Here is a 20,119-nt window from a genome sequence, read left to right as displayed (position 1 = left end):
GCCCGTTGCCTGAGGACACCGTGGAGGTCGTCGTGCGGGCGTGCTGGGCGTTGGCGCTGTGCACGGAGCTGTACCGCAATCCGCTCGTCTTCCCCAATTCCCCGCTGGCCGAACCGATTCGCAGTGGCCGGTTCACCACCGAGGACCTGCTGACGCTCGCTCCTGGCGACGCCGTCGCCGAGATCCGGTCGCTGTATCAGGGGTGCCGGTAAGGAGCGTGTCACCAGCCGCAAGTCGGGGTGAAAACCGAGCGTATGGGCGGGTAGGGGGATCGTGTGATCTGCTGCGATTGCCCTGTGCTGGTGGTGATCTCGGTGTAGCTTGCGCGGCTGTGGAGTGGACCAGGACGAGCTGATCGACGCGTGGACGATTCTTACTCGACGAGCAAGACCGGGAGTTGATTGCCGAGCGCCGCCGTGACAGCAATCGGTTGGGGTTCGCCGTCCAGCTGGTGACGGTCCGCTAGCTGGGGATGTTCCTGCCGGACCCGCTGGAGGTGCCGACGAATATGGTGGTCCGTGCTGGTGGGGACCGCCTGGTAATCGGGTGCTCGTCCACATATCCGTCGGAGTCATGAAGGTCGTATGACGAGTTTGCGGTGTGGAGCGCCGTGTTGCAGGCGCCAAGCGCGGGGTGCCTGGTCGAGCGGGAATTGCTCGATATCGACGATGAGTTCGCCTGCTGCTGCGTGGGTGAGCATTCGGTGGAACGCTGCGACGACGACCTCGCGGGGTGCCTCGCCGTTGCGATAGGTGAGCATCGTTTTTCCTCGCAGGGCGAAGTAGGGAATCGTCGCGTCGAGCTGTCCGGCGCTGCGGCCGACGCCGACTGTGCGACCACCCGGTTTGGTTGCGTGCAGCGCAGCGACGAATGGCGGCCCCCAGAGCGGGTCGTACACGAGGTCCGCGCCGCCGCGTGATGCGTCGAGCAGCGCCGCCGTGTCTTCGTCGGAGCCGTCGTCGCCGATCACGACGATCTCGTCGGCACCCCTGTCGCGCAACGATTCCAGCGTCACTTTGTCGCGACCGGCCGCGACCACCCGACCGGCGCCGAGCAGTTTGGCAGCTTGGGTGGCGACTTGCCCGGCGGCCCCGGTCGCGCCGAGCACGATAACGGTCTCGCCGGGTTGCAGCCGCGCGGTTGTCTCGAGCGGGATCCACGCCGGTTGACCGGAGATTCCCGCGATGAGCGCGGTCGCAGGGTTCAGCTCGGCCGGAACCTCGATGACATCGTTCGGGTCGACAAGTGTGGTCTCGGCGAACGTCCCGAACGGAGGTCGTGCGCGATGGCTGTAGACGGCGCGGCCGTCGAGCAATACGACGGCCTCGTTGCCGAGTATCAGCGGCATCGCAGCCGCAGTGCCCAAATGACCGTCGGCTATGGCCACGTCGACCGGGTTCAGCCCGGCAGCCAGCACCTTCGCTTCGGTCAGCCCCGACTCTGATTGTGGGTTGGGGAACTCCTCAAGCTGCGGATCTGTCCCGTAAGCCCGTAGCACGAACGCCTTCATCGATCCCTCCGCGTATCGATCCATTACTGTACCGTTCTGATACTATATAAGTGTGATTGAATTGGAAGGGCGATTTTTCGCCGAGCGGACCGACCTGCACTGGCTTGCCCTACGGCTCTACCGAGGGTTGGGCAACGCCGAACTGCCGGTCGTGCGTCGGCACAACATGTCGCTGTGGGGCTATGAGGTACTCATATTGCTGATCGAGCGACCGGGATCGAGCCAGGTCGACATCGCGGTCGCTCTCGACCTGGACAAGAACAAGGTCGTGCGTGTGGTGGACGAGCTTGAGGCTGCCGGTTTCGCTGTGCGGGATGCCGATCGGACCGATCGGCGCCGACACAAAGTCACCGCCACTGCGGCTGGACGTCAAGCCTGCGCCGCCGTGACAGACTCGCTGCAGGAGATCGAAGAAGCACTGTTGAGCGCACTGCCCCTCGCTCAGCGAGGCAGCCTCCGCGACGGCCTCCGCCACCTGGTCACCGCGCTTGACGACGCCTGCCAGGCCGCTTCGCCAATCTCTGCAACGTAGACAGCCGACCGGGACGAGCTGATCGACGCGTGGACGATTCTTACTCGCCCTACCTGGCGAAATGACGCCGTTTGCGGCTGGTGACACGCTCCTTACCGCCACCCCGTGTCCCGAGCCCATGGCGTCCCGACCTTTTGTCCCGTAACGGCGACTTTCTCGCTCCCTTGTGTCACATGGTTTGTCTCGTGACGGACCGTCCACGCGCACCTTTCGCGCCACGGTGAGTCGCGCACCTTTTCGCAGACGCCGGCGCGGTGTCTCCTCGGTGTGAGGCAGGATCAGGGCATGCTGCCGACCAGGACGAAGGTCTGGCGCCCGGACCTGGCTGACACTCTCGGGGGTGACCGCGTCGGCTGGGTGGCCCCGCCCGGCCACTATCCGACCCAGGTCGGTACCGACTTCCTCGATGCGGTCGAGAACCCGAACCCGGTCACCACGGTGCTGACCGATCCGCCCGACGACTCCGGCAACTGGGTCGTGGTGCGGTGGCAAGGAGGGCGCTACGCCTGGGAGTACGTGCCCTGGCTCGAAGTCCTCGAATACCCCTCGAACGAGTAGACCACCTGCCCACACCCGTGTATGGGCAGGTATGGGTGCGGTCGGCTACCCGTGGTTGTGGTCGTCGCCGAACAGCGGGAGTTGCCGGGAGGTGGCGGGTCCGCCGAGTTCGCGCAGGTATCGGGCGCAGGTGACCTCTACCCGCGTCGGTTCCAGCACGGTCGGGGACCAGCCCGCGACACCGGTGCGGCACAACAGTTCCGGGGCTTCCCGCCTTCGCCCGGGCCTAGATCGGAGCGGGATTCGTGATCGGGGTTCTGTCAGTGCTGACGGCGACAATGACGTGCCGGGCGATAGCTGAGAGAACAGGAGAAGTCCGAGTGACGCTCTATGTGGATGGGGAATGGAAGGGTTGGGACGGCAGCACGGTCGTCAAACTCTCGGATAGCTCGGTGTGGAAGCAGGAGGAGTACTTCTACGAGTACAACTACGCCTACCGGCCCAAGGCCGAGCTCTCTGGCGGGAAGCTGCAGGTCGCCCGGCATGAGCAAGGCGATCCGGGTACGCCGTCTGTGATTGACCGATCCTGAACCACCGAGGGAGGCTTTGTTAGGTGTGGACCACCTGACAAGGCCTCCCCCATGTCGAATCGCCTGGCGGACAACGTCGTCGTACCGGAGATCCGGAGCAGGCCTCCGCCCGCGGGCCCCTACGGCGTGGTGTGCGCCGAGTCGGCGAGGGTCAGAACTTCACCCAGGGCGACGTACGTCTGGAGAAACACGAATCGTGCTTCCTCCACCTCGACCTCGGCGTGTGTTCCGGTCGAGCACCGTCCGTAGAGCTCGCTGAACGTCCTCCGCAGGCGGTCGCGGCGGCTCTTGGACAGCTTCTGCTGGTGGCAGTAGGCCTGCAACCGATTGAGCACGTTCTGCGGGCCGACCTTCAGCGGCTCGACATTGTCCCCGATGCTGTAGGGCTCGTCGCGGCCCGGGAAGAGGTGATCGGCACACGAATCGATCAGGCGCCGACACGTCGTCAGGGCCTGGCTGACTGATTCGGGGTCACCTTCCCGCAGACGCTCGGAGACTTTGGCGATCTTGTCCAGGGCCGATCCACTCGCAACCGCCAGCGCTCCATCGACGTTGTCCTGCACGGACGCGAAGAGAGTCGCCTGGAGCTCACTGAACAGCAACTCGTGATAGATCTCGGTCACGATGCTGTACACCGTCGACACGACAGCACCGCTGATGGCCGCCAACTCGCTGACCGTCTTCGTGGTCCCAATGATCTTGGCGTCATGCTCGCGCGCAGCGATCGGCACCGTATCCCCCGAATAGTTCCCGCCACTCTTGAGCGCATCGAGACCCTGTCGGGCTCCTTCGAGTGACGCCTCGACACGAGTGATCGGGGACGGGTTACACATGTGGTTCTCTTTGTCGGTCCACCGGTCGGCACGGGAGAACCAGGCGGTCGCGGATCCGTCCAGCGGGTACCCCTCACGCTCGTACCGAAGGAAGGTCGATAGCTCGTCGTGGTCGACAAGGCGGGCAACTCTGCTGGCTTTGAGCACGATTTCCGAAGCCTTCAAACGCTGCAGCTCGATGTCTTCGAGCAGTTCCGAGGCCAGCCGCAATGCTTCTTCCTGACGATTCACGATCCAATCGCACCACACTCGGCCCCAATACCTTTGCAGGGCTGAGGCATAGACCGCTTTCCGAGCCCGCCGGCGTTCAGAAAACGATTGGCAGCCGAACGCGAGCAGCCCTGCCCGGCGGTACGGCGTTCCCGCAGGAGGGGAGTGTTCGGGAACCTGTCCGTTTGGGGTGCACCCCGGACTGCCGTTGTGGGTTCGGAGTTACCGTCGAGAACTCTCATTCCTGCCGGTAGCCGGGATCGGCCACTCCACGGCGAGCTGTCGGTGGCCGTGACGGGCGCGGGCCGCGTCGGCGGTCAGACCCAGTGCCGCACCGATCTGGGCCCAGGTCGCTCCGGAGCGGCGGTCCGCGATGACCGCGCAGCTGATCAGGTCCTCGACCAGGTCCGGGAAGGGCGCCACCGCCACGCTGTGCAGTCCACCGACAGCGAGGCGGCTGTAGGTGGTGAGGTCGGCGACCAGCTCCTTCACCACCTCGACCTGCACGGTCAGGTCTTCGGCGATGAACGCCATCGCAACCTGCGGGTTGACCGCCGCTCGCACCGACCGGGCTTCACGCCGGCGGGCCCGGTAGGCGGCCTGCCGGTGCGCGGGCCGACAGTATCGACGGACCCCGGCCCGGTCACTCGACAGCCGGGCACCGCACCATCCGCAGGTTGTAGGCATGCCGTCACCCATATCCGGACGATACGCCCGTCATGATGTGGCGGGATCTGGGGCTGGTATTGCCGAGATTCACCGATGTTCTGTCTCTAAAACGATCGCTTTCGAGATCCGTTGTGCCGCAGTCGACTTCGCTCGATGGATCGGTCTTGGAACCCGGTCTCCGAATCAACGTCTACCTGACACATCCGAATCCCCGCGCGTCGGAATAGAACCCTGCACCGACTCCGGTTAAGGAGTCCGGGGGCCCAACATTGCGGTGGCCCGTTGCCCGGGGCGGCGGCTGTGTGTGTGTACGGCCCGGAGAGAATAATGCGAGCCTGCTTACCCACCCGTAACGACTTCCTGACCTCGCCTATGAATCTGTCCCGGCACTCCTGCTGGCGCTGCCGGGCAAGGCTCCAGGCCGGATCCGGCGGTACAGGGCCATTGAACGCCACATCCATCGCATCGACACCGGCGAGGTGTAGTCGTTCAGCAGCATCGATGACCTCGTGGGGAGCAATGAGACGCAACCTCGTCAGACTCGCCATTGCGCGGCGGCGGGCTGCTTCCGAGTTCACTTGTTGCTCTTCGATTCCCTGATCGCTCCCCGCCAACCGAAACTCCAGAGTTCTCGCCGCGCGTCCAGCAAAGCTTGCTTCGAGGTACTCGACGTACGCCTCCACCAGAGATTCCCGAAGCCACCGCCGATGCTCGCGTCGTCCAGTGACGTAGAGAGTTCCGCATGACAGCACCGCTGCCAAAGTGGCAGCGACGGCACTCAAAATGGCTGGAAACTGCGACATATGTCCCCCGTACAGCTAAGAAAGTGCTGACGTACAGGGTATGCCGTGCGCCCGATGTCTCCGCCACCTGATCGGAGCTCCGCGCCACTGTTCGGAAAACGATCGGTTCCCAACACCACGGCGCCCGAACGGGAATCGGCAGGATTGCGGTTCGCCCGCCGTGTCGAAAAGCGTGTTGTGAAGTCGGGGGGTGGCTATGCGGGGAGCCCGGGGTCCGGTTCGCGTCCCGGGCGATGTCCGAATGCGGGTGCGCAGAATTCTTCGAGCGGTCCCGGGGGCGCAACAGGTTTCGGTCAGGTTTGTTGGGGCCGGCCGCGCATGAACGATGGCAGGCCCAGGTCATCGTGTGCGCCGCTGAGCTGGTCAGCGAACACCGCACGCGCGACGTCGGCCAGAGCGGGCCGCGCAGCTGGGTCCGCTCCAGCGACGGCCGCCAACGCTTGGAAGGTTTCGAAGTCCAGGCCGGTGCAGGAGGGGACCGGCTGCCCGTCGAGAGCGGCGGCCAGCACGGTGTCGAACACGGCCGCGAGTTCCCGCGGTCCGGGGAATGAACTCCTCATGTCGGCGATGATGCTCCTGCGCGGCCGCCGCCGACCGGTCCGTCACAGCGACCGTGTACCCCGACCCGGTGGCTGACATGTCGTTTTGGGAGTACCCCAGCGCCACAACCGCGACCGCGGCTCTCGAACGTCCGCTATTGCCGATGACCGGGTCGCTGGCAAGTGCTGGTCTGAACACACAGTTCGGGCCCGTGCCGGGTGAGCACCTCGGGTCCGCCGTGGGGTGATGCGTGAGCGTTTTCGATCGCGCGCACCACCCGAGCCCAGAGTGTTGTGCCGTCCCGAGGGCGGCAGAGGGTGGATTCAGTAGCCGATGGTGAAACGACGTTGCACGAAGCGGGGAGTTTCGATCTCGTCGATCAGCGCGACGGCAGTGTCCTCGAACGAGATTCGGCTGTGGCCGTCACTGTCGAGGACGGGTTGGTCGCCACCGATGCGGTAGCGGGCGGTGCGTTGGCCGGGGCCGATCTGCTCGGCGGGGCTGAGGTAGGTCCACCGGCGGTTGGAGGTTCGCAACAAGGTCAAGGCGTCTCGGTGTCCACGGACCGCGGCGGCGTAGCCGCGGGGCAACCCGAGCCTGTCCAGGCTCGCGTGGAGTCGTTCGTCATTGTCGGCGGTGACCTGCCCGGGTGCGTATTCCAGGCTGCCCGCGCCGCCGACGACCAGCAGGCGGGTGCGGGGGTGCGTGTCGAGGGCTCGCAACAGGGTGCGCGCCACGGTGGCGTACACGGTCGGGTCCGCGATCGACTGGTTCACCGCGTCCTCGAAATCGGCTGCCGCGTTGCCGGGTTGGTAGCAGCTGATCAGCACGTCCAGGCCCGGCAGCTGAGCGGCTACAGCGTCGCTGTCGAACACATCGAGTGCGATCCAGGTCAGATTCCCGTGGGTGGTGGTGGCACGTGCGGTGTCGCGGGTGAACGCCTTGACACGGTGCCCGCGTGCGAGGGCTTCGCCGACGAGGCGCTGACCGATATTGCCGGTGGCGCCGATGATGCCGATGAACACTGGTTCCTCCTACAGAACAATACGGCGTTCGAAAATTATATGCCGTGAAGTAATCTAGACCAGTGCAGTAAATTCACGCAATGTAAAGTGCAGGCATGGGTACTGCGACGCCGACACGGCGAGAACGACGCCGAGCCGAGACGACCGCGGAGATCAAGGACGTAGCGCTGCGGCTGATGGCCGAAGGTGGCCCGGGCGCGATCACACTGCGCGCGATCGCTCGCGAGATGGGCATGACCGCCAACGCCGTCTACAGCTACTTTCCGACCCGCGACGAGCTGGTCACAGCACTGATCCGTGACGTTTACTCCGATCTCGCAGACGCCCTGGAAGCCGCCCGCGACGCCGTCTCGACCGAGGACCCCGCAGGCCGAATCCTGGCCTGGGCGTGCGCATTCCGGGACTGGGCGCTGCAGCATCCCGAAGGCTTCCGGCTCATCTATGGCGAACCCGTACCCGGATATCAAGCACCCGACGGCGGTGCCGCGCCGGAAGCGGAACACCGCGTCTGCGCGGGCTTGACCGGACTGGCAGCCGGAGCCTGGCCCCACGCCGCACCCGCTTACGCCGACAACGGATTCGAGTGGACCGACTTCGAACCCCGACTCGTCGCCGAGGTCCGGCAAGAATTCCCCGCCCTGCCACCGGCCGCCGTCGCCATCGCCCTCCGCATCTGGGGCCATCTTCATGGGCTCGTCTCGCTGGAAGTCCTCGGCCACCTGCGCTCCCAGACAACCAACCCGGACAAGCTGTACCGCAACGAGATCGGCCATCTCATCCGTGCGCTGGGACTCACGTCGCCCACTACCCGCTCGTAGCTCGATCACTCTGCGAGGAGAACCGGGCAGGCTGCGGCTTTCGGTGCGTCGAGGCTGTGGTCGATATCTGCTCGACACACTACGAATGTCCTATGCCGCATACCGCGCTGACCGAACCCCGGCCAGCGCGGGCCGCCGGCGGCCGGAACCTGTTGCGCCGCAGAACGTCTTTCTATGCCGCATACCGCGCTGACCGAACCGGCCAGCGCGAGGAGGACGACATGATCCAGCCGTCAGGCCAGTTCGGGACCCCGGTGGTCGGGTCACGGCGCCTCGTTCGATGAGTCGTCGGAGCGGCAGCGGCCGGTGTCGCGTTCTTACAATCGTGGGCGGCGTCGGCGATCCAGACTGGGCTGACAGCAATGTTGTTGCGGAAAGGAAAGATCCATGGCAGTTGCCACACTGAAGATGCTCACCCTGGACAGTGCCGACGCGCGGCGAGACGCGGAGTTCTGGGCGGCCGCGCTCGGTTGGGAGATTGCCCACGTGCAGGACGAGTACGCCATGCTTACCGGTCCAGATCACGCGCTAGGATTCGGCACGGTCGCGGACTATCAGCCGCCCACCTGGCCGAACGAGAATGGAACCAAGCAGTTCCATCTGGATTTGGCGGTCGAAGACCTCGAGATGGCCAGTAAGCAACTGGTCGAGTTGGGCGCTACGGTGCCCGAGTTTCAACCGGGTGAAAGCTGGCGGGTGCTGCTCGATCCGAGCGGCCACCCGTTCTGCCTCACCCTCGCCGCCAATTGGGCTAGCTGACCGGTCTGGCCGTATCTGACTGGGTATCCGCAAATGCCGCATACCGCGCTGACCGAACCGGCCAGCGCGACCCCTTCTGAATGCATGGGGGGCTGTCGTTTTGGGGTAGACCCCAGCACCACAAACCCGACCTGGGCGGAAAGCGTCAGATTGAAATCGGTTTCCGACTTTCCTGACACACGTTCGGTAGGCTCTCAGAATTCATCTTGACAGTTTGAGCGCGGGAGAGGGCTGGTAATGCGGGTCGGCTACATCCGAGTGAGTTCGGTCGATCAGAACACCGTGCGACAACTCGACGGGATCGAAGTCGAGCGCACCTTCACCGACAAGGCGTCGGGCAAGGACACCACACGGCCGAAGCTGGACGAGATGCTGGCCTTCGTCCGCGACGGCGACACCGTCATCGTGCACTCGATGGACCGGCTCGCCCGCAACCTCGACGACCTACGTCGCCTGGTCCGGCTGCTCACCGGCAAGGGCGTGCGGGTCGAGTTCGTGAAGGAAAGCTTGGCCTTCACCGGCGAGGACTCACCGATGGCGACCCTGCTGCTGTCGGTGATGGGCGCCTTCGCCGAGTTCGAACGCTCCCTGATCCTGGAACGACAGCGCGAAGGCATCGCCGCGGCCAAGGCCCGCGGCGCCTACACCGGCCGCAAACCCGCCCTGACCGATGCCCAAGCCGGCCAGCTGCGCGAGCGTGCCGCGGCGGGTGAGTCGAAGTCGTTGCTGGCCAAGGAATTCGGCATCAGCCGCGAAACCGTCTACAGCTACCTGCGCGCCGACACCGTCACCGGCTGAGCCACGAGCACGCCGCTGCTCGAAGCGCCTTCGGCGACGTGGCCGCAACGAAGGAGGCGTTCGAGTTCGTCAGACGATCGTTTTCCGAACGCTGGCAAGGCTCGCAGCCCGGGGGCTACCGGGACTGGGCTCCTACACCGCAGGCCCGATCGCGACGTGTGCGAGCAACCCCGGCAGGTCGATGCCCAGATGCCGGGCACCCAGCGCGTTGTCCAGCGCCACCCGCGTGGACCCCGGCTCGGGGTGTAGCCGCACGACGGTGTCTGCGTGGCGGATTTCGACGTGGCAGACCTTGTCACCGTGGGCGCACCCGGCGACCGGCCGGGGTGCACCGATGACGACGAGGGCGTCACCGCCGCAGCGGCTGACCCGGCCGCTGATGAACCTCTGCACTGCAGCACTCTCCCTCGACCGATTACGTGACCGCTCGATAGTTCGACGCCGCACGCGCAGCGGATTGCTCGACCCGAATCATCGACGGAGCACTCCGATCACACCGGCAGGGAGCACGTTCTGCTGGACACGCCCTCATTCGTGCTCCCGCCGCAGCAGAACCCTCGGCCGATGGCCGGCGTCGACTCGCAGAGCCCACGGGCACAGTGTCGAACGCGGCGCTTGTCAGGAAATCGACCCTAGATCAACACTTTTCGGCGCAGGTCGGGTTTGTGGTGCTGGGGTCTACCCCAAAATGACGGGCAAACTTGCAGTTCCGCCGGCCCAACACGAAACGCGTTTCCCGACATCCCGACTTGAGCCACAACAACCCTGCTGTGGCCGAGTCATCGAGGTTAAAGTGCATTCCGGAGGTCGAGATGAGCTCAGGGCGTTGGTATTCCGGAGAGGCGGCCGACCATCCCGAGCCGAGCGCTCAGCGGCAGAAGAGGATGTTCGCCGACGCCACCACAGAACGTCGTCTTCTACGATTCGGCTGTGCGAAACCTGTTCGACCCCAGCGTGCTCAGATGGCCCCAGTTGCGCGATTCACTGCACGTCTACGTCCTGCCCGGTTCGGAGTTCGTCAACATTGTGCAGCCTGCGGTCGACGCGGTCGCAGGGTTCGACTTCTGTGTACCAGTCGCTCCACAGTGGATGCATGCCACGGTCACCCGGATTCCTTGGTGGCGTACTGAAGTCGACGATCGAACACTCGCGGAGTTCGGTCATGCTCTCGACGTGATTGCGGCAGGAACCGCCGCCTTTTCCATGCAGATGACCGGTCCGTTTCCTGATGAGACCGGTGTCGCCATGGAGGCATCTTCGAGCGCGCTGTGGCGGCGACTACTCGACGGCACACGTGCCGCAGCCGAGCAGATCTTCGGAACCGGTCGGCCGCTCCCTGCCCCGCCGACGAGGCCCCATGTGTCGCTTGGTTACGGCGTCGCCGATGCCGATTCGGAACACCTCCTGGGTGCACTGAAGCCCATCGAAGTGTCCGCTGAGCTCGCCGTCAAGGAATTGTGTTTCGTTGCTGTACACCAAGATCCGAGTGCGGGGACATTCACCTGGGACGTGATCTCATCGCACCGGCTGGCCGCTGAGGCTCGAGATCGCACAGTTGATCTCTAGGCCGCACCCTCGTCGGCAATAGCGGACGTTCTGCGGCGCACCAGGTTCCGGCCGGCGGCGCCCCTCGCTGGCCGGTTCGGTCAGCGCGGTATGCGGCATGACCGGACATCTAGATTTGCGGGGCAGGAGGTTGGTGACGGTCCCGAGATCCAATAAATGTATGCATTTCGCATATAATTGAGGGCATGGAGTCAACCCTTGAGGAAGCCATCAACGAGTGGCACGACAGTGTGAACGCTGGAGACCTGCGACGATCAGCCCAGGTGGTCGGGGACACGATCGTCGTGTTGGGACCGAAGGGTGCCGGGCCGATCACCCCGGATGAGTTCGCCGAGTGGGTGGAGCGATCGAGGATCAGACTGGTCCCGCGCTCCTGGCATCCGATCAGTGACCGATTGATGGTGGTGGAGCAGGACGCTTCCTGGCCGGAGAGCAACGCACCGACGCGGGTGGCGACCATCTTCCGCGCATCGAACGGCAAGGTGACCGCGTTACTGCGCCTTCCGGACCTCAAGCAGGCGCTCGAGCTCGCCTACATCTGCCGTGAAATGGCGGCGACCGAGTGAGTGCACCAGGGCCCGGTCAGGTTCTCTTCGACTTCGTCCGGCACTGGTCACGCCGATCAGCAAGTGGCGACCCGGGACTAGCCGAGCAAGGGCGACTGGTGCTCGTCGCTGAGGCCGTCGGGTCCCTGACCGGTCGGGGCGCAGCGGCCACCGTGAACTCGATCGCGCGCACGATCGGCATCGACCAGAGTGGCGCATCTCGCCTGATCAAGAGCGCTACGGCCGCCGGCTACCTTGCGATGCAAGCCTCCGCCGCTGACGGACGACGCCGCGAGCTGACTCTTACTCCCGCGGGCAACGCCATGTTGGAACAGGCCCATCTGTGGCAAGAGGAGATCTTCCTCCGCCTGTCCGCTGGATGGTCCGAGAGTCGTCGCGATGAGTTCCGGAGGGCCATGACCGACCTGATGTACCGCTCCTACGAGCTCGAAGCATGACCCACACGAACGCCCCTTCACCGCAACGAATTACTCCGGACGATCGTCCTGCACTCGGCAGAAGCGGACGTTCGAAATAGCCACGGCGTCAAGCCACCAGGCCACATCAGCCTCGTCGGCGCCACCTAAGGGTGCGGCAAACACCGCCATCTACCGCTGCGAGTCACACTTTCGGCGCACGCCGGAGCATGGTGCTGGGGTACCCCAAACGGACATAGAGAAGGGTGCGCCCGCCAACGCCGGTCCACTGTCACAAATTGTGAAAGGCCAATACTTCATAGCTGGGGGGCGTTAGTGTTCGCCAGTCCTCGCGCAGGTGCGGGGTGAACGACCGGGAGGGACAAATGACACCGAGCCATATTCTGACTCGAATCGGCTGGGCTGCAGGTGGATTGGCGGTTGCGAGCGCGACCGTCATCGGGTCGGCGGGATCGGCTGCGGCGGGCTCGGGCCTGACGATCGACGGGAGCCCGATGCCCGTGCAGGTGGGCGGAACCTACTACGTGGAGGACGATGTGCTGAGCACGTCGGGGGCAACGACATACGTCGGTTCGTCGAACCCGCTCGCCCACCCCAATTCGATCTACCTCTACGACAACGGTCAATGCGTCCTGCACGACATGATCGGGGCGAATGGCACCGGCATCAAGTCGTTGAAGTGGACACCGATGTCCGCCGGCACGCACACACTGCAGGTCAGGGAGGACTGGTCCATGAAGACTCTGACGGTCACCGTCGAACCCGCCCCGCCTGGCACCACGATCCCGACTCCCACCTCGAGCGGCTGCGGCGACACCGGCAGTTTCGGCTCCTGAGCCACCGGCTCCCGGCCCGAACCCCGGCTTCGAACCGGGTGTTCGGTGCCGCAGCGCCGAACACCGTCAGCCCTGGCTGGTGCGCCTGCACCGGCCGCGCGCTGCACCTGGAGCTGCTGGCCACGGCCACGCCGCCGGTCGCCGGGGAGGTGCCGTCGTCGATCGGGGTCACCGCGCATTGGGTCGCGCCGCGGCTGGCAGGGTCGAATCATGGTGGCACGCCGTCATGCACCCCGCCGCCGAGCCACCCACACCCACATGACCAGAACCGGCACCACCGGCATACAGCGACAACCCACATCAATCCTGATATGGGGTTGTCGCTGCCTACTACAGCAAGAGCCGAGAACCTATCGTTTTCCGAACAATGCGAGTAGCGCGTTTCGGTACGCGCCTGTTCGGGGTGTCGGGGGAACTTGTGACATCGTTTCGACAGCGACCGTGGCCATCGGCACGGCAGCTACGAATTACTCCCAGCGGTCAATGAACGAAGCACCGTGAGAGGAGACCTGCCGTGCCTGGCTCCAACGATCCGATGGCGGTGGTGCGCCTGTATGTCGATGCTTTCAACAACGGTGACGAGAAGGCGATGGCAGCGGTGTGTGCTGACCCGATGCAGATTCTGGACGGAATGTCGCCACATGTGTGGCAGGGGCCGACAGCCGCAGGGGACTGGTGGAGGGCCGCGCTTGCAGAGGCTGAGCACGTCGGGGCTTCCGACTACCGCATCGATCTGGGTGAGCCACGCCATGTCGATGTCACCGGCGACTTCGGGTATGTCGTCGTTCCGAGCACCTTCTCGTACAACCTTCAGGGCGGGCAGGTCACGCAAACCGGCGCGGTCTTTACTGCGGCACTGCGCAAGGTTGGCACCGACTGGCGCTTAACGGCCTGGGCTTGGGCAAAAGGATGACAGGCGCTCGGCGGCTCCGCACCGCATACCGCGCTGTTCGAACCGGCCATGAGGGGTTCCGGCAGTAATCGCGCGAAAGCAACGACAAAGGCTCGACCGGTGGCGTATTTCGGCTACCCGGTCTGGGGTTCGTGCACCGCGGGCCCGATCGCGACATGTGCGAGCAACCCCGGCAGGTCGATGCCCAGATGCCGGGTGACCTCACCCAACGCGTTGTCCAGCGCCACCCGCGTGGACCCCGGCCCGGGGTGCAGCGGCACGACGGTGCCCGCGTGGCGGATTTCGACGCGGCAGACCTCCTCACCGCGGGCGCACCCGGCGACCGGCCGCGGTGCACCGATCACGACATGGGCCTCACCGCCGCAGCGGCTGACCCGGCCGCTGATGAACATCTGCACTCCAGCACTCCCCCTCGACCGATCATGGGACCGCTCGATAGTTCGACACCGGCTGTGCCAGCGGATTGCTCGACATTCGGGCTGATCGTTTTCCGAAAGCTCCCGGAACAGGCTTCACCGGAAGCTGGCCGTAGAGGGCGTGGCCCGCAGCCCGGGCACTGGAAACGTTGATTCGGAGACGGGGTTCCAAGACCGATCCGTCCAGCGAAGCTGGCTGCTGCACAACGGATCTCGATAGCGATCGTTTTAGAGATCCATACAGGGTGTCGGCTCCCTCCGGTACGTTGTGCCGGGCCGCTCGAGCGGTTGTTCTCTTCGCTGAAATGGGAGGTAGGCAGGAATTGGAACCGCTGACGTTGATCGCGACCGCGCTGGCACTCGGCGCGGCCAAGGGCGCGCATGAGGTCGGCAAGGATGGCGTGGTCGACCTGTACCAGGGGCTGAAGGCGCTGATCACTCGCAAGTACGGTGTGGTGGACGCCGAGGTGGTCGGGGTGGAATCCGAGCCGGAGGAGCCTCTGCGGCGACAGTTGCTGGCCAAGAAGCTCGGTCAGGCCGGCGCCGGAGACGACGAGGAGCTGCGGGCTCTGGCCGAGGAGCTGCTGCGGCAGATCGCCGAGAACGCCCCTGAGGCTGCGGAGACCATCGGTGTGAAGCTGACACGTCTGGAGGCGGGCGGCGACATCGAGGTCACCGATGTCGCGGTTCTGGGCGGTAGCGGCGTGACGGCCACCGATGTGTCGGCCAGCGGGTCCGTGCGGATCTCGGGTGTGCGGGCTGTCGGCCAGGAGCCGCCCCACCCTTCTCCGGCGCGGCGGTAGACGGTAAGACCGCCGCGCCTTTCAGTCTGGCCAACCACGCCTCGGGCAGCAGCGCTGGGCGAGACTTCATTCTCGGCAACACCGTGAATCTCGGCGTGTCCGCAGAACTCTCCAACCGGATCCGGGCTGTCATCGCTTCGGTGACAGCCTTTCCCCTGGATAAGAAACTCTGGGGAGTCCAGGTGCAGAACGGGAGCGGTGGGCCGATCACCGATCTCGAAGTCGACGTCTACACCGTCGACTCCACGGGGAACCGCACCACCGAGGAATGCGTGATCGCCAAGGGAAAACTGTCGATCGCCGATTTCGTCGAGGAGATCACCCGGCAGGGTGCCCAGGGCGGTGCTCGAACGCTCGCGGGACAAATGCAGGAGCAGCAGGCCGCCATGGAAGGCCTCTTCGGGGCGCGCGGTCGACTGTTCAGTGGGCTCGGGCCGGCGGGCATGCCAGGCGCCGCGAACTTCTTCGAAGGCTTCATTACCCAATTGACGGGACCTCTCCTGCAAGGGATCGCCAAGTCATTCATGACGGACGCCTTCCCCACGGTGCTGCTCGCCGAGGGCGATGCCTCTGTCGTGTACCACGCGCCTACCGCCGTCGGGATCCAGGCGGATATCCGATTCACGGACGAGTACGGCAACAAGTGGTTCCGCGGCCACGGCCGATCCCCGCAGCGAGTCGAGTAGAGATCCGCTCACGGTCGCGTTGGTGCGGTAGCCCCCTCGCCAACGCGACCGACACGGGGTTCCCGTAGAACTCGCCGAATTTTGGGCGGATATGGGCGCGACTCGGCCTGCCCTGCTGTCAGCCCAGGGCATCAGCATTGGCCGGACAGTCGCAGGAACCCTGGTAGGGGGCACTATTCTGATGCGCTTCGAGTGCCTGGCAGATGCTCATTGGGGAAGACGTTGAGGGCACTTCCTCAGCAACCCGGATGAGCCGAAATATGCCTTCTGATCAGCAAATCCGGTGTTTTTTCGGCGGATGCTACGGCGACCCCTTATCCCTCGTGCAGGGACTTCTTGGTTGCAAGCATCTTGATCGCCGCTACGGTGCCGTCCGCCATGAGCAGCGCGCTGACGCCCTCGGAGGTACGGGTCAGCGCTGTTCCGGCGTGATCGCGGAACAGTTCGCTCACCTCGACCACGTCAGGAACATCGGGCATACGCCATCGAGCGAGGGTATCCAGCGCCGCTGCTCCGGATCGGAGCCAATTGCAGTGATAGAGAAAGAACAATGTGGCGGGCACGATCGACTCAGGATCACCGGGCCAAACCTTTATCGGGTCACGCAGCAGGTATCGAAAGATGGTGTGGGAGAACAGCATGACAGCACCGTGCGCATACTCGTCTTCCTCTGGGGTCGAGCGCAGTGCGCGGTCCCGTAGCAAGCCGACGGCCATGGTTGTCGCGCCTCCGATCGCGCGGGCTCGGTCCAGAACACAGAAGCAAGCACTCTTCAAGATGTCATGTCGCCCCTGCCTCGAAGTCGGAACACGTTGCGTTCGACTAGTGCAGACCTTGCATGGAGGCGCGGCAAAGATTTGCAGGTCGAGCGGGACAAACCCGTTGGACCACAGACTTAGGTTCTCTTCGAGCTCGTCCTTCTGTGCGAGCTCGTCCATATCCAGTACCCCTGCGGCCGTGAGCCAGGCACGCTCGCCTACATCTAGAAGGTGATCGTGGGGCATCTGACCGAAACCGGCCAATTCCGCTGCCGCCTCGTACTGCTTGTGGAGGCGGCGCGTTCGTCTGTTTGCTGATGCTTGTGCGGCCCTGCGGAATGCCTCGTCGATCTGAGTTTCGTCCGGTTCTCCCTCGTCGGTAATGGCATCAGCGATGTGGAGCAGCTGCGGCTCGCCGTTGTCGATCTCACGGCGGAAGGCACGACGTACTGCTGTTTCGTAGGTACGAAACAAGGGACTGTTGTCCGGACAGCCGGACGGACGCACGGCCCCAGCCATGAACAAAGTGAGAACGGCGCGATCCATCGATCGGCCCTGCTGCGCTTGAATTGCAAGTAGTTCCACGTAGTCGATGACGCCAGGTTCAGGCGTCGAGGAGGACCCCGCGCCACGCCCATGGCCTGTGCGCTGATTGCGCGGAAGATATCCCTTCGCGCGCCACCGCTCCAAGCGAGACACTGACATGCTGACTCCGCGCTCGGCTAGCGCATCAATGATCTGTCTATCTCCCGAACCAGCCGAAGAGCGCGGCACCTCACCAGATTACGTGCATTCCGCCAACACCTGACTGCATCGAACACAGCTACGTTTAGAACCCCGCGAGGTTCCGTCGATCTCGGGATAGTCCGGTGAGGACCCTGATCACTATGGCTCCCAACCACATCATCAAAGCGCTGTTGGTGCTGGTGGCGGTACTCGCCAGCAGCAACTTTTCCTTCATCGCCGCTGCCCTGCTCAAGCACCACAGTGGCAGCTGGCCGGTCGCGCTTCTTAGCGGTGGCAGTACGTTCGCCGCATCGCTCACCCTCGAACTGCTCATCATCCAAAACCTCTGGCCGGACTAGCCGAACCTTCGCGTGGACGAGAGTTGAGGTGGCGACAGAATACGAAGGCCCGCAGGACCCCTTGCGGGCCTTCGGCGTAGTCCAACAGCTTCGGGACAACGCCTGCTCTCCCCCGCCCGCGTTCACACTTCGGCCGGCCCAGTTGATGAACGAGCTTCCGAACACCGCCACCTGCGGACGCGCCGGCGATCAAAGACGTGGCGCTCACGTTCGTCAGATCATCGTTCTCCGAACGCTGACGCAGGTCTGAAAGCGGTACCCGCGCTTACCAGCCGACGCCGCGGTACACCCTGTCATCATCGCCGAGGTTGTCGGCGAAGTCGCCGAAGTCCACGTTGGCGAGGAAGAGGTTGACCTCGACTTCGGCCATTGCGCTCGGCGCCATCCGGAAGACTGGGTAGCCGCCGCGGGTGTCCTCGTCGCTGGTGTCGACAGCCAGGATCGGATGCTCGGAGTCGGTCATCGTGGTGGTGTCGGCAAGAAACACGTACGTCTGGCCGTCGATCAACTCGGCCAGCTCGTCGAGCGTCAGTCCGGCGAAGGCCGAGTCGTCGATCGGCGTCAGCCCCGTCACCGTGTCCTCGTCGTAGGACGCAATGACCGCCGCGAGGGTCTGGGCCCATGCCGCATCATCGGTGAAGTCGGTACGCAGCAGAAGCGATTCGCCCTCGGGCAGAGATCGTGCCATGCGCAGGATTGTGCACCACGACAACCGGACACCGGGCACACCAGCTCCCGCCGAACGAGCAAAGGGCCCAGGGGTGCGGGCTTCTCAGGGATGTTGTCAGCGGGGTCTGCTAGGCCCGTGAGGCCCAAGTCCGTCGGATCCGGCGGTAAGCCCCTACCGCACATAGTTTTCGGAGTCACGGCACCCAGACCGCACCGTTTTTCCCCAGGTCGGCACCAGAGTTACCGCACATAGTCGGGCACCTATGCGCGATAGAGGCTTAGCGCCGGATTTCCGGAATCTGGGCTGGCCACTGGGAACACAGCAGGTCAAAGCGTTGCTCTATCCGCTTACCGCCGGATCTCGGACGTTTGGACCTCACGAGCCTGATCGCGACTGGTTTCCGAGGCGGGGGCCGCCGCTCGCGAAACCCCGTGGCCCCGAATGCCGCCCGGCGGCGATGATGGCGGCATGAGCCTGGTGAAGTTCTGGCCCTTGGCCGGATTGCGGTTGCGGACACCGCATTTGGAACTGCGTCTGCCCAGTTTGGAGGATCTGGGCGCGCTTGCTGGGCTGGCCGCGGAGGGAGTGCATGATCCGGCGGTGCAGCCGTTTACCGCGGAGTGGACCGATGCGGAACCAGACGAACGTGCGCAGCGGGTGTTGCGGTGGCACTGGCGATGCTGGGCCGACTGGCAGGTCAGTGCGTGGGCGCTCAATCTCGTCGTGCTCCGAGATGGGGAATTGGTTGGCACCCAAAAGATCAGTGCGAAGGATTTCGCGGTTTGCTGCGAGGTGAATACCGGATCCTGGCTCGGCCGAATCCATCACGGGCAAGGCATCGGGACCGAGATGCGGGCCGCGGTGTTGGAGTTGGCCTTCGCGCATCTCGGGGCCGAGTCGGCGGTGTCGGGCGCGTTCGAGGACAACCTGGGCTCGCACGGAGTCTCACGCAAACTGGGATACGAGCCCGACGGGCTCGAGGTGCATGCAGTGCGGGGAAAACCGGCGGTGATACGCCGGTTGCGGCTGACGCGTGAGAGATGGCAAGCGCATCGGAGCATGCAGGTGGAAGTGACCGGGCTTGCGGAGTGCCTGCCGCTGTTCGGAGCCCGAATCGAACCGTGACGGCGACGCGCGAAGCGCGTCGACCTCGGGTCGGCGTCAGAACGGCAGCATCCACCGGAACAGGCTGGTCGTGCCAGGCAGCGGCGCCTCGATAACGCCCTCGGCCTTCAGCTTGCGCAGATGATCACGGACATCGCGATCAGCGGCCGTGAACGATCCCAGCCGCGCCGGCTCGCGCGGGCACACCGAGGTGTAGTGCCACGAATCCAGGCACGTCGGGTTCGTGCAGGCGTAGCGGATCATCACCAACCTCCCCTCCATGGCGACAGCGAACCCAGCATGGCACCACCGAACGACAAGCGCCGCGGAACAGCACACGTGTTCATGCGTGTACGGGCCGTGTACGGACAGGTATGGACGTCCGCACACGAAGTCAGGCCACCGCTATGTCGAACAGCGTCAGCACGGCCGTGGCGCGCCGCTCGGCACGCTCACGCATCGCGCAGGTGGGTCCGATACCCGCGGCGACCGAAGCCGCCGAGACGAGCCAGCCGTGGCAACGCCGGCAGTGGGCGACCAATCGGACTTCGGGTCTGTCGTCATCGGCCATGTTCGTCCGCTCCTCCGGCCGGGTGAATCCACCCGCAGCGTCGCACACAGGGGTGACACCCCCGCCTGCTCGGCAGTGGGATACACCAGAGAGCCCATCGGGCTTCAAACGCACCAGCCCAGAGCCGATCGGGGTGTCAATCCT

Annotated in this window: 27 protein-coding genes and 1 pseudogene; 17 read left to right on the top strand and 11 right to left on the bottom strand. The window is 64.7% G+C overall.

Annotated elements, in window-relative coordinates; all coding sequences use genetic code 11:
• Positions 1–212: hypothetical protein (locus ON33_RS31355; protein WP_157184807.1), on the top strand; the 212-nt coding region annotated here is incomplete at its 5' end.
• Between the two features lie 167 nt (positions 213–379).
• Positions 380–466 (top strand): annotated as a pseudogene (locus ON33_RS44545) (DUF4158 domain-containing protein); the annotation flags it as partial.
• 105 nt (positions 467–571) lie between these two features.
• Here ON33_RS44545 and ON33_RS31350 read toward each other — a convergent pair.
• Positions 572–1,510 (bottom strand): quinone oxidoreductase family protein, encoded by a 939-nt coding sequence (locus ON33_RS31350; RefSeq protein WP_040862761.1) that lies wholly within the window; start codon positions 1,508–1,510, stop codon positions 572–574.
• Between the two features lie 52 nt (positions 1,511–1,562).
• Between ON33_RS31350 and ON33_RS31345 the strand changes: the two genes are divergently transcribed.
• The 3 genes from ON33_RS31345 to ON33_RS31335 all read left to right on the top strand — a co-directional run bounded on the left by ON33_RS31345 (position 1,563) and on the right by ON33_RS31335 (position 3,130).
• Positions 1,563–2,042, top strand: coding sequence for a MarR family winged helix-turn-helix transcriptional regulator (locus ON33_RS31345; protein ID WP_051153170.1), 480 nt, complete (start codon positions 1,563–1,565; stop codon positions 2,040–2,042).
• 285 nt (positions 2,043–2,327) lie between these two features.
• A complete protein-coding gene (locus ON33_RS31340) occupies positions 2,328–2,600 on the top strand; it encodes a hypothetical protein (protein WP_040862760.1) in 273 nt (90 codons plus the stop codon).
• A gap of 320 nt (positions 2,601–2,920) precedes the next feature.
• Positions 2,921–3,130: a hypothetical protein gene (locus ON33_RS31335; protein WP_157184806.1), complete on the top strand. Its 210-nt coding sequence runs from the start codon at positions 2,921–2,923 to the stop codon at positions 3,128–3,130.
• A gap of 119 nt (positions 3,131–3,249) precedes the next feature.
• Here the strand turns inward: ON33_RS31335 and ON33_RS31330 are convergent, their stop codons facing one another.
• From ON33_RS31330 to ON33_RS31315, 4 genes are all read right to left on the bottom strand, one after another.
• The gene (locus ON33_RS31330; protein ID WP_040862758.1) at positions 3,250–4,194 is read right to left on the bottom strand and encodes an AbiTii domain-containing protein; all 945 of its coding nucleotides are present in this window, start codon (positions 4,192–4,194) and stop codon (positions 3,250–3,252) included.
• 201 nt (positions 4,195–4,395) lie between these two features.
• Positions 4,396–4,737: a hypothetical protein gene (locus ON33_RS31325; protein ID WP_157184805.1), complete on the bottom strand. Its 342-nt coding sequence runs from the start codon at positions 4,735–4,737 to the stop codon at positions 4,396–4,398.
• 1,201 nt (positions 4,738–5,938) lie between these two features.
• Positions 5,939–6,205 (bottom strand): hypothetical protein, encoded by a 267-nt coding sequence (locus ON33_RS31320; protein WP_040862756.1) that lies wholly within the window; start codon positions 6,203–6,205, stop codon positions 5,939–5,941.
• Between the two features lie 303 nt (positions 6,206–6,508).
• Positions 6,509–7,210 (bottom strand): NAD(P)-dependent oxidoreductase, encoded by a 702-nt coding sequence (locus ON33_RS31315; protein ID WP_040862755.1) that lies wholly within the window; start codon positions 7,208–7,210, stop codon positions 6,509–6,511.
• Between the two features lie 95 nt (positions 7,211–7,305).
• Here ON33_RS31315 and ON33_RS31310 point away from each other — a divergent pair, with 95 nt between their 5' ends.
• From ON33_RS31310 to ON33_RS31300, 3 genes are all read left to right on the top strand, one after another.
• On the top strand, positions 7,306–8,028 hold the full coding sequence (locus ON33_RS31310) for a TetR/AcrR family transcriptional regulator (protein WP_040862754.1): 723 nt from the start codon (positions 7,306–7,308) through the stop codon (positions 8,026–8,028).
• 387 nt (positions 8,029–8,415) lie between these two features.
• A complete protein-coding gene (locus ON33_RS31305) occupies positions 8,416–8,787 on the top strand; it encodes a VOC family protein (protein WP_040862753.1) in 372 nt (123 codons plus the stop codon).
• Between the two features lie 237 nt (positions 8,788–9,024).
• On the top strand, positions 9,025–9,585 hold the full coding sequence (locus ON33_RS31300; RefSeq protein WP_040862752.1) for a recombinase family protein: 561 nt from the start codon (positions 9,025–9,027) through the stop codon (positions 9,583–9,585).
• Between the two features lie 132 nt (positions 9,586–9,717).
• On the opposite strand, the gene ON33_RS31295 is transcribed toward ON33_RS31300, so the two are convergent.
• Positions 9,718–9,978, bottom strand: coding sequence for a hypothetical protein (locus ON33_RS31295; RefSeq protein WP_040862751.1), 261 nt, complete (start codon positions 9,976–9,978; stop codon positions 9,718–9,720).
• Between the two features lie 537 nt (positions 9,979–10,515).
• Here ON33_RS31295 and ON33_RS31290 point away from each other — a divergent pair.
• The 5 genes from ON33_RS31290 to ON33_RS31270 all read left to right on the top strand — a co-directional run bounded on the left by ON33_RS31290 (position 10,516) and on the right by ON33_RS31270 (position 13,882).
• A complete protein-coding gene (locus tag ON33_RS31290) occupies positions 10,516–11,151 on the top strand; it encodes a 2'-5' RNA ligase family protein (protein WP_040862750.1) in 636 nt (211 codons plus the stop codon).
• Positions 11,152–11,336: 185 nt separating this feature from the next.
• Positions 11,337–11,717 (top strand): hypothetical protein, encoded by a 381-nt coding sequence (locus ON33_RS31285; protein ID WP_040862749.1) that lies wholly within the window; start codon positions 11,337–11,339, stop codon positions 11,715–11,717.
• A gap of 98 nt (positions 11,718–11,815) precedes the next feature.
• Complete coding sequence (locus ON33_RS31280) at positions 11,816–12,154, top strand: MarR family winged helix-turn-helix transcriptional regulator (protein ID WP_218001538.1); 339 nt, start codon at positions 11,816–11,818, stop codon at positions 12,152–12,154.
• A 344-nt stretch (positions 12,155–12,498) separates the two neighbouring features.
• Positions 12,499–12,969 (top strand): hypothetical protein, encoded by a 471-nt coding sequence (locus ON33_RS31275; RefSeq protein ID WP_157184804.1) that lies wholly within the window; start codon positions 12,499–12,501, stop codon positions 12,967–12,969.
• Positions 12,970–13,483: 514 nt separating this feature from the next.
• A complete protein-coding gene (locus ON33_RS31270) occupies positions 13,484–13,882 on the top strand; it encodes a YybH family protein (protein WP_245550881.1) in 399 nt (132 codons plus the stop codon).
• 113 nt (positions 13,883–13,995) lie between these two features.
• Here ON33_RS31270 and ON33_RS31265 read toward each other — a convergent pair whose 3' ends face one another.
• The gene (locus tag ON33_RS31265) at positions 13,996–14,280 is read right to left on the bottom strand and encodes a hypothetical protein (protein ID WP_040862745.1); all 285 of its coding nucleotides are present in this window, start codon (positions 14,278–14,280) and stop codon (positions 13,996–13,998) included.
• Positions 14,281–14,603: 323 nt separating this feature from the next.
• On the opposite strand from ON33_RS31265, the gene ON33_RS31260 reads away from it, so the two are divergent.
• Positions 14,604–15,101, top strand: coding sequence for a Het-E N-terminal domain-containing protein (locus ON33_RS31260; protein WP_245550879.1), 498 nt, complete (start codon positions 14,604–14,606; stop codon positions 15,099–15,101).
• A gap of 83 nt (positions 15,102–15,184) precedes the next feature.
• Positions 15,185–15,787 (top strand): hypothetical protein, encoded by a 603-nt coding sequence (locus ON33_RS31255; RefSeq protein ID WP_040862743.1) that lies wholly within the window; start codon positions 15,185–15,187, stop codon positions 15,785–15,787.
• 314 nt (positions 15,788–16,101) lie between these two features.
• Here ON33_RS31255 and ON33_RS38730 read toward each other — a convergent pair whose 3' ends face one another.
• On the bottom strand, positions 16,102–17,130 hold the full coding sequence (locus tag ON33_RS38730) for a hypothetical protein (protein WP_051153168.1): 1,029 nt from the start codon (positions 17,128–17,130) through the stop codon (positions 16,102–16,104).
• 302 nt (positions 17,131–17,432) lie between these two features.
• On the opposite strand from ON33_RS38730, the gene ON33_RS31250 reads away from it, so the two are divergent.
• Positions 17,433–17,630, top strand: a complete 198-nt coding sequence (locus ON33_RS31250; protein ID WP_040862742.1) for a hypothetical protein — start codon at positions 17,433–17,435, stop codon at positions 17,628–17,630.
• A gap of 265 nt (positions 17,631–17,895) precedes the next feature.
• On the opposite strand, the gene ON33_RS31245 is transcribed toward ON33_RS31250, so the two are convergent.
• Positions 17,896–18,318, bottom strand: a complete 423-nt coding sequence (locus ON33_RS31245) for a DUF6924 domain-containing protein (RefSeq protein WP_051153166.1) — start codon at positions 18,316–18,318, stop codon at positions 17,896–17,898.
• 450 nt (positions 18,319–18,768) lie between these two features.
• Between ON33_RS31245 and ON33_RS31240 the strand changes: the two genes are divergently transcribed.
• Positions 18,769–19,425 (top strand): GNAT family N-acetyltransferase, encoded by a 657-nt coding sequence (locus ON33_RS31240; protein WP_040862763.1) that lies wholly within the window; start codon positions 18,769–18,771, stop codon positions 19,423–19,425.
• A 36-nt stretch (positions 19,426–19,461) separates the two neighbouring features.
• Here the strand turns inward: ON33_RS31240 and ON33_RS31235 are convergent, their stop codons facing one another.
• The gene (locus ON33_RS31235; protein WP_040862741.1) at positions 19,462–19,668 is read right to left on the bottom strand and encodes a hypothetical protein; all 207 of its coding nucleotides are present in this window, start codon (positions 19,666–19,668) and stop codon (positions 19,462–19,464) included.
• Positions 19,669–19,798: 130 nt separating this feature from the next.
• Entirely contained in the window at positions 19,799–19,975 is a 177-nt protein-coding gene (locus tag ON33_RS42375) for a DUF6011 domain-containing protein (RefSeq protein WP_169336857.1), read from the bottom strand.
• Between the last annotated feature and the right edge of the window lie 144 nt (positions 19,976–20,119).

The organism is Nocardia niigatensis NBRC 100131 (assembly GCF_000308655.1).
GTDB lineage: Bacteria > Actinomycetota > Actinomycetes > Mycobacteriales > Mycobacteriaceae > Nocardia > Nocardia niigatensis.
The sequence above is the reverse complement of the archived record's forward strand: the minus strand, read 5'-3'. Positions and strand labels throughout refer to the sequence as shown.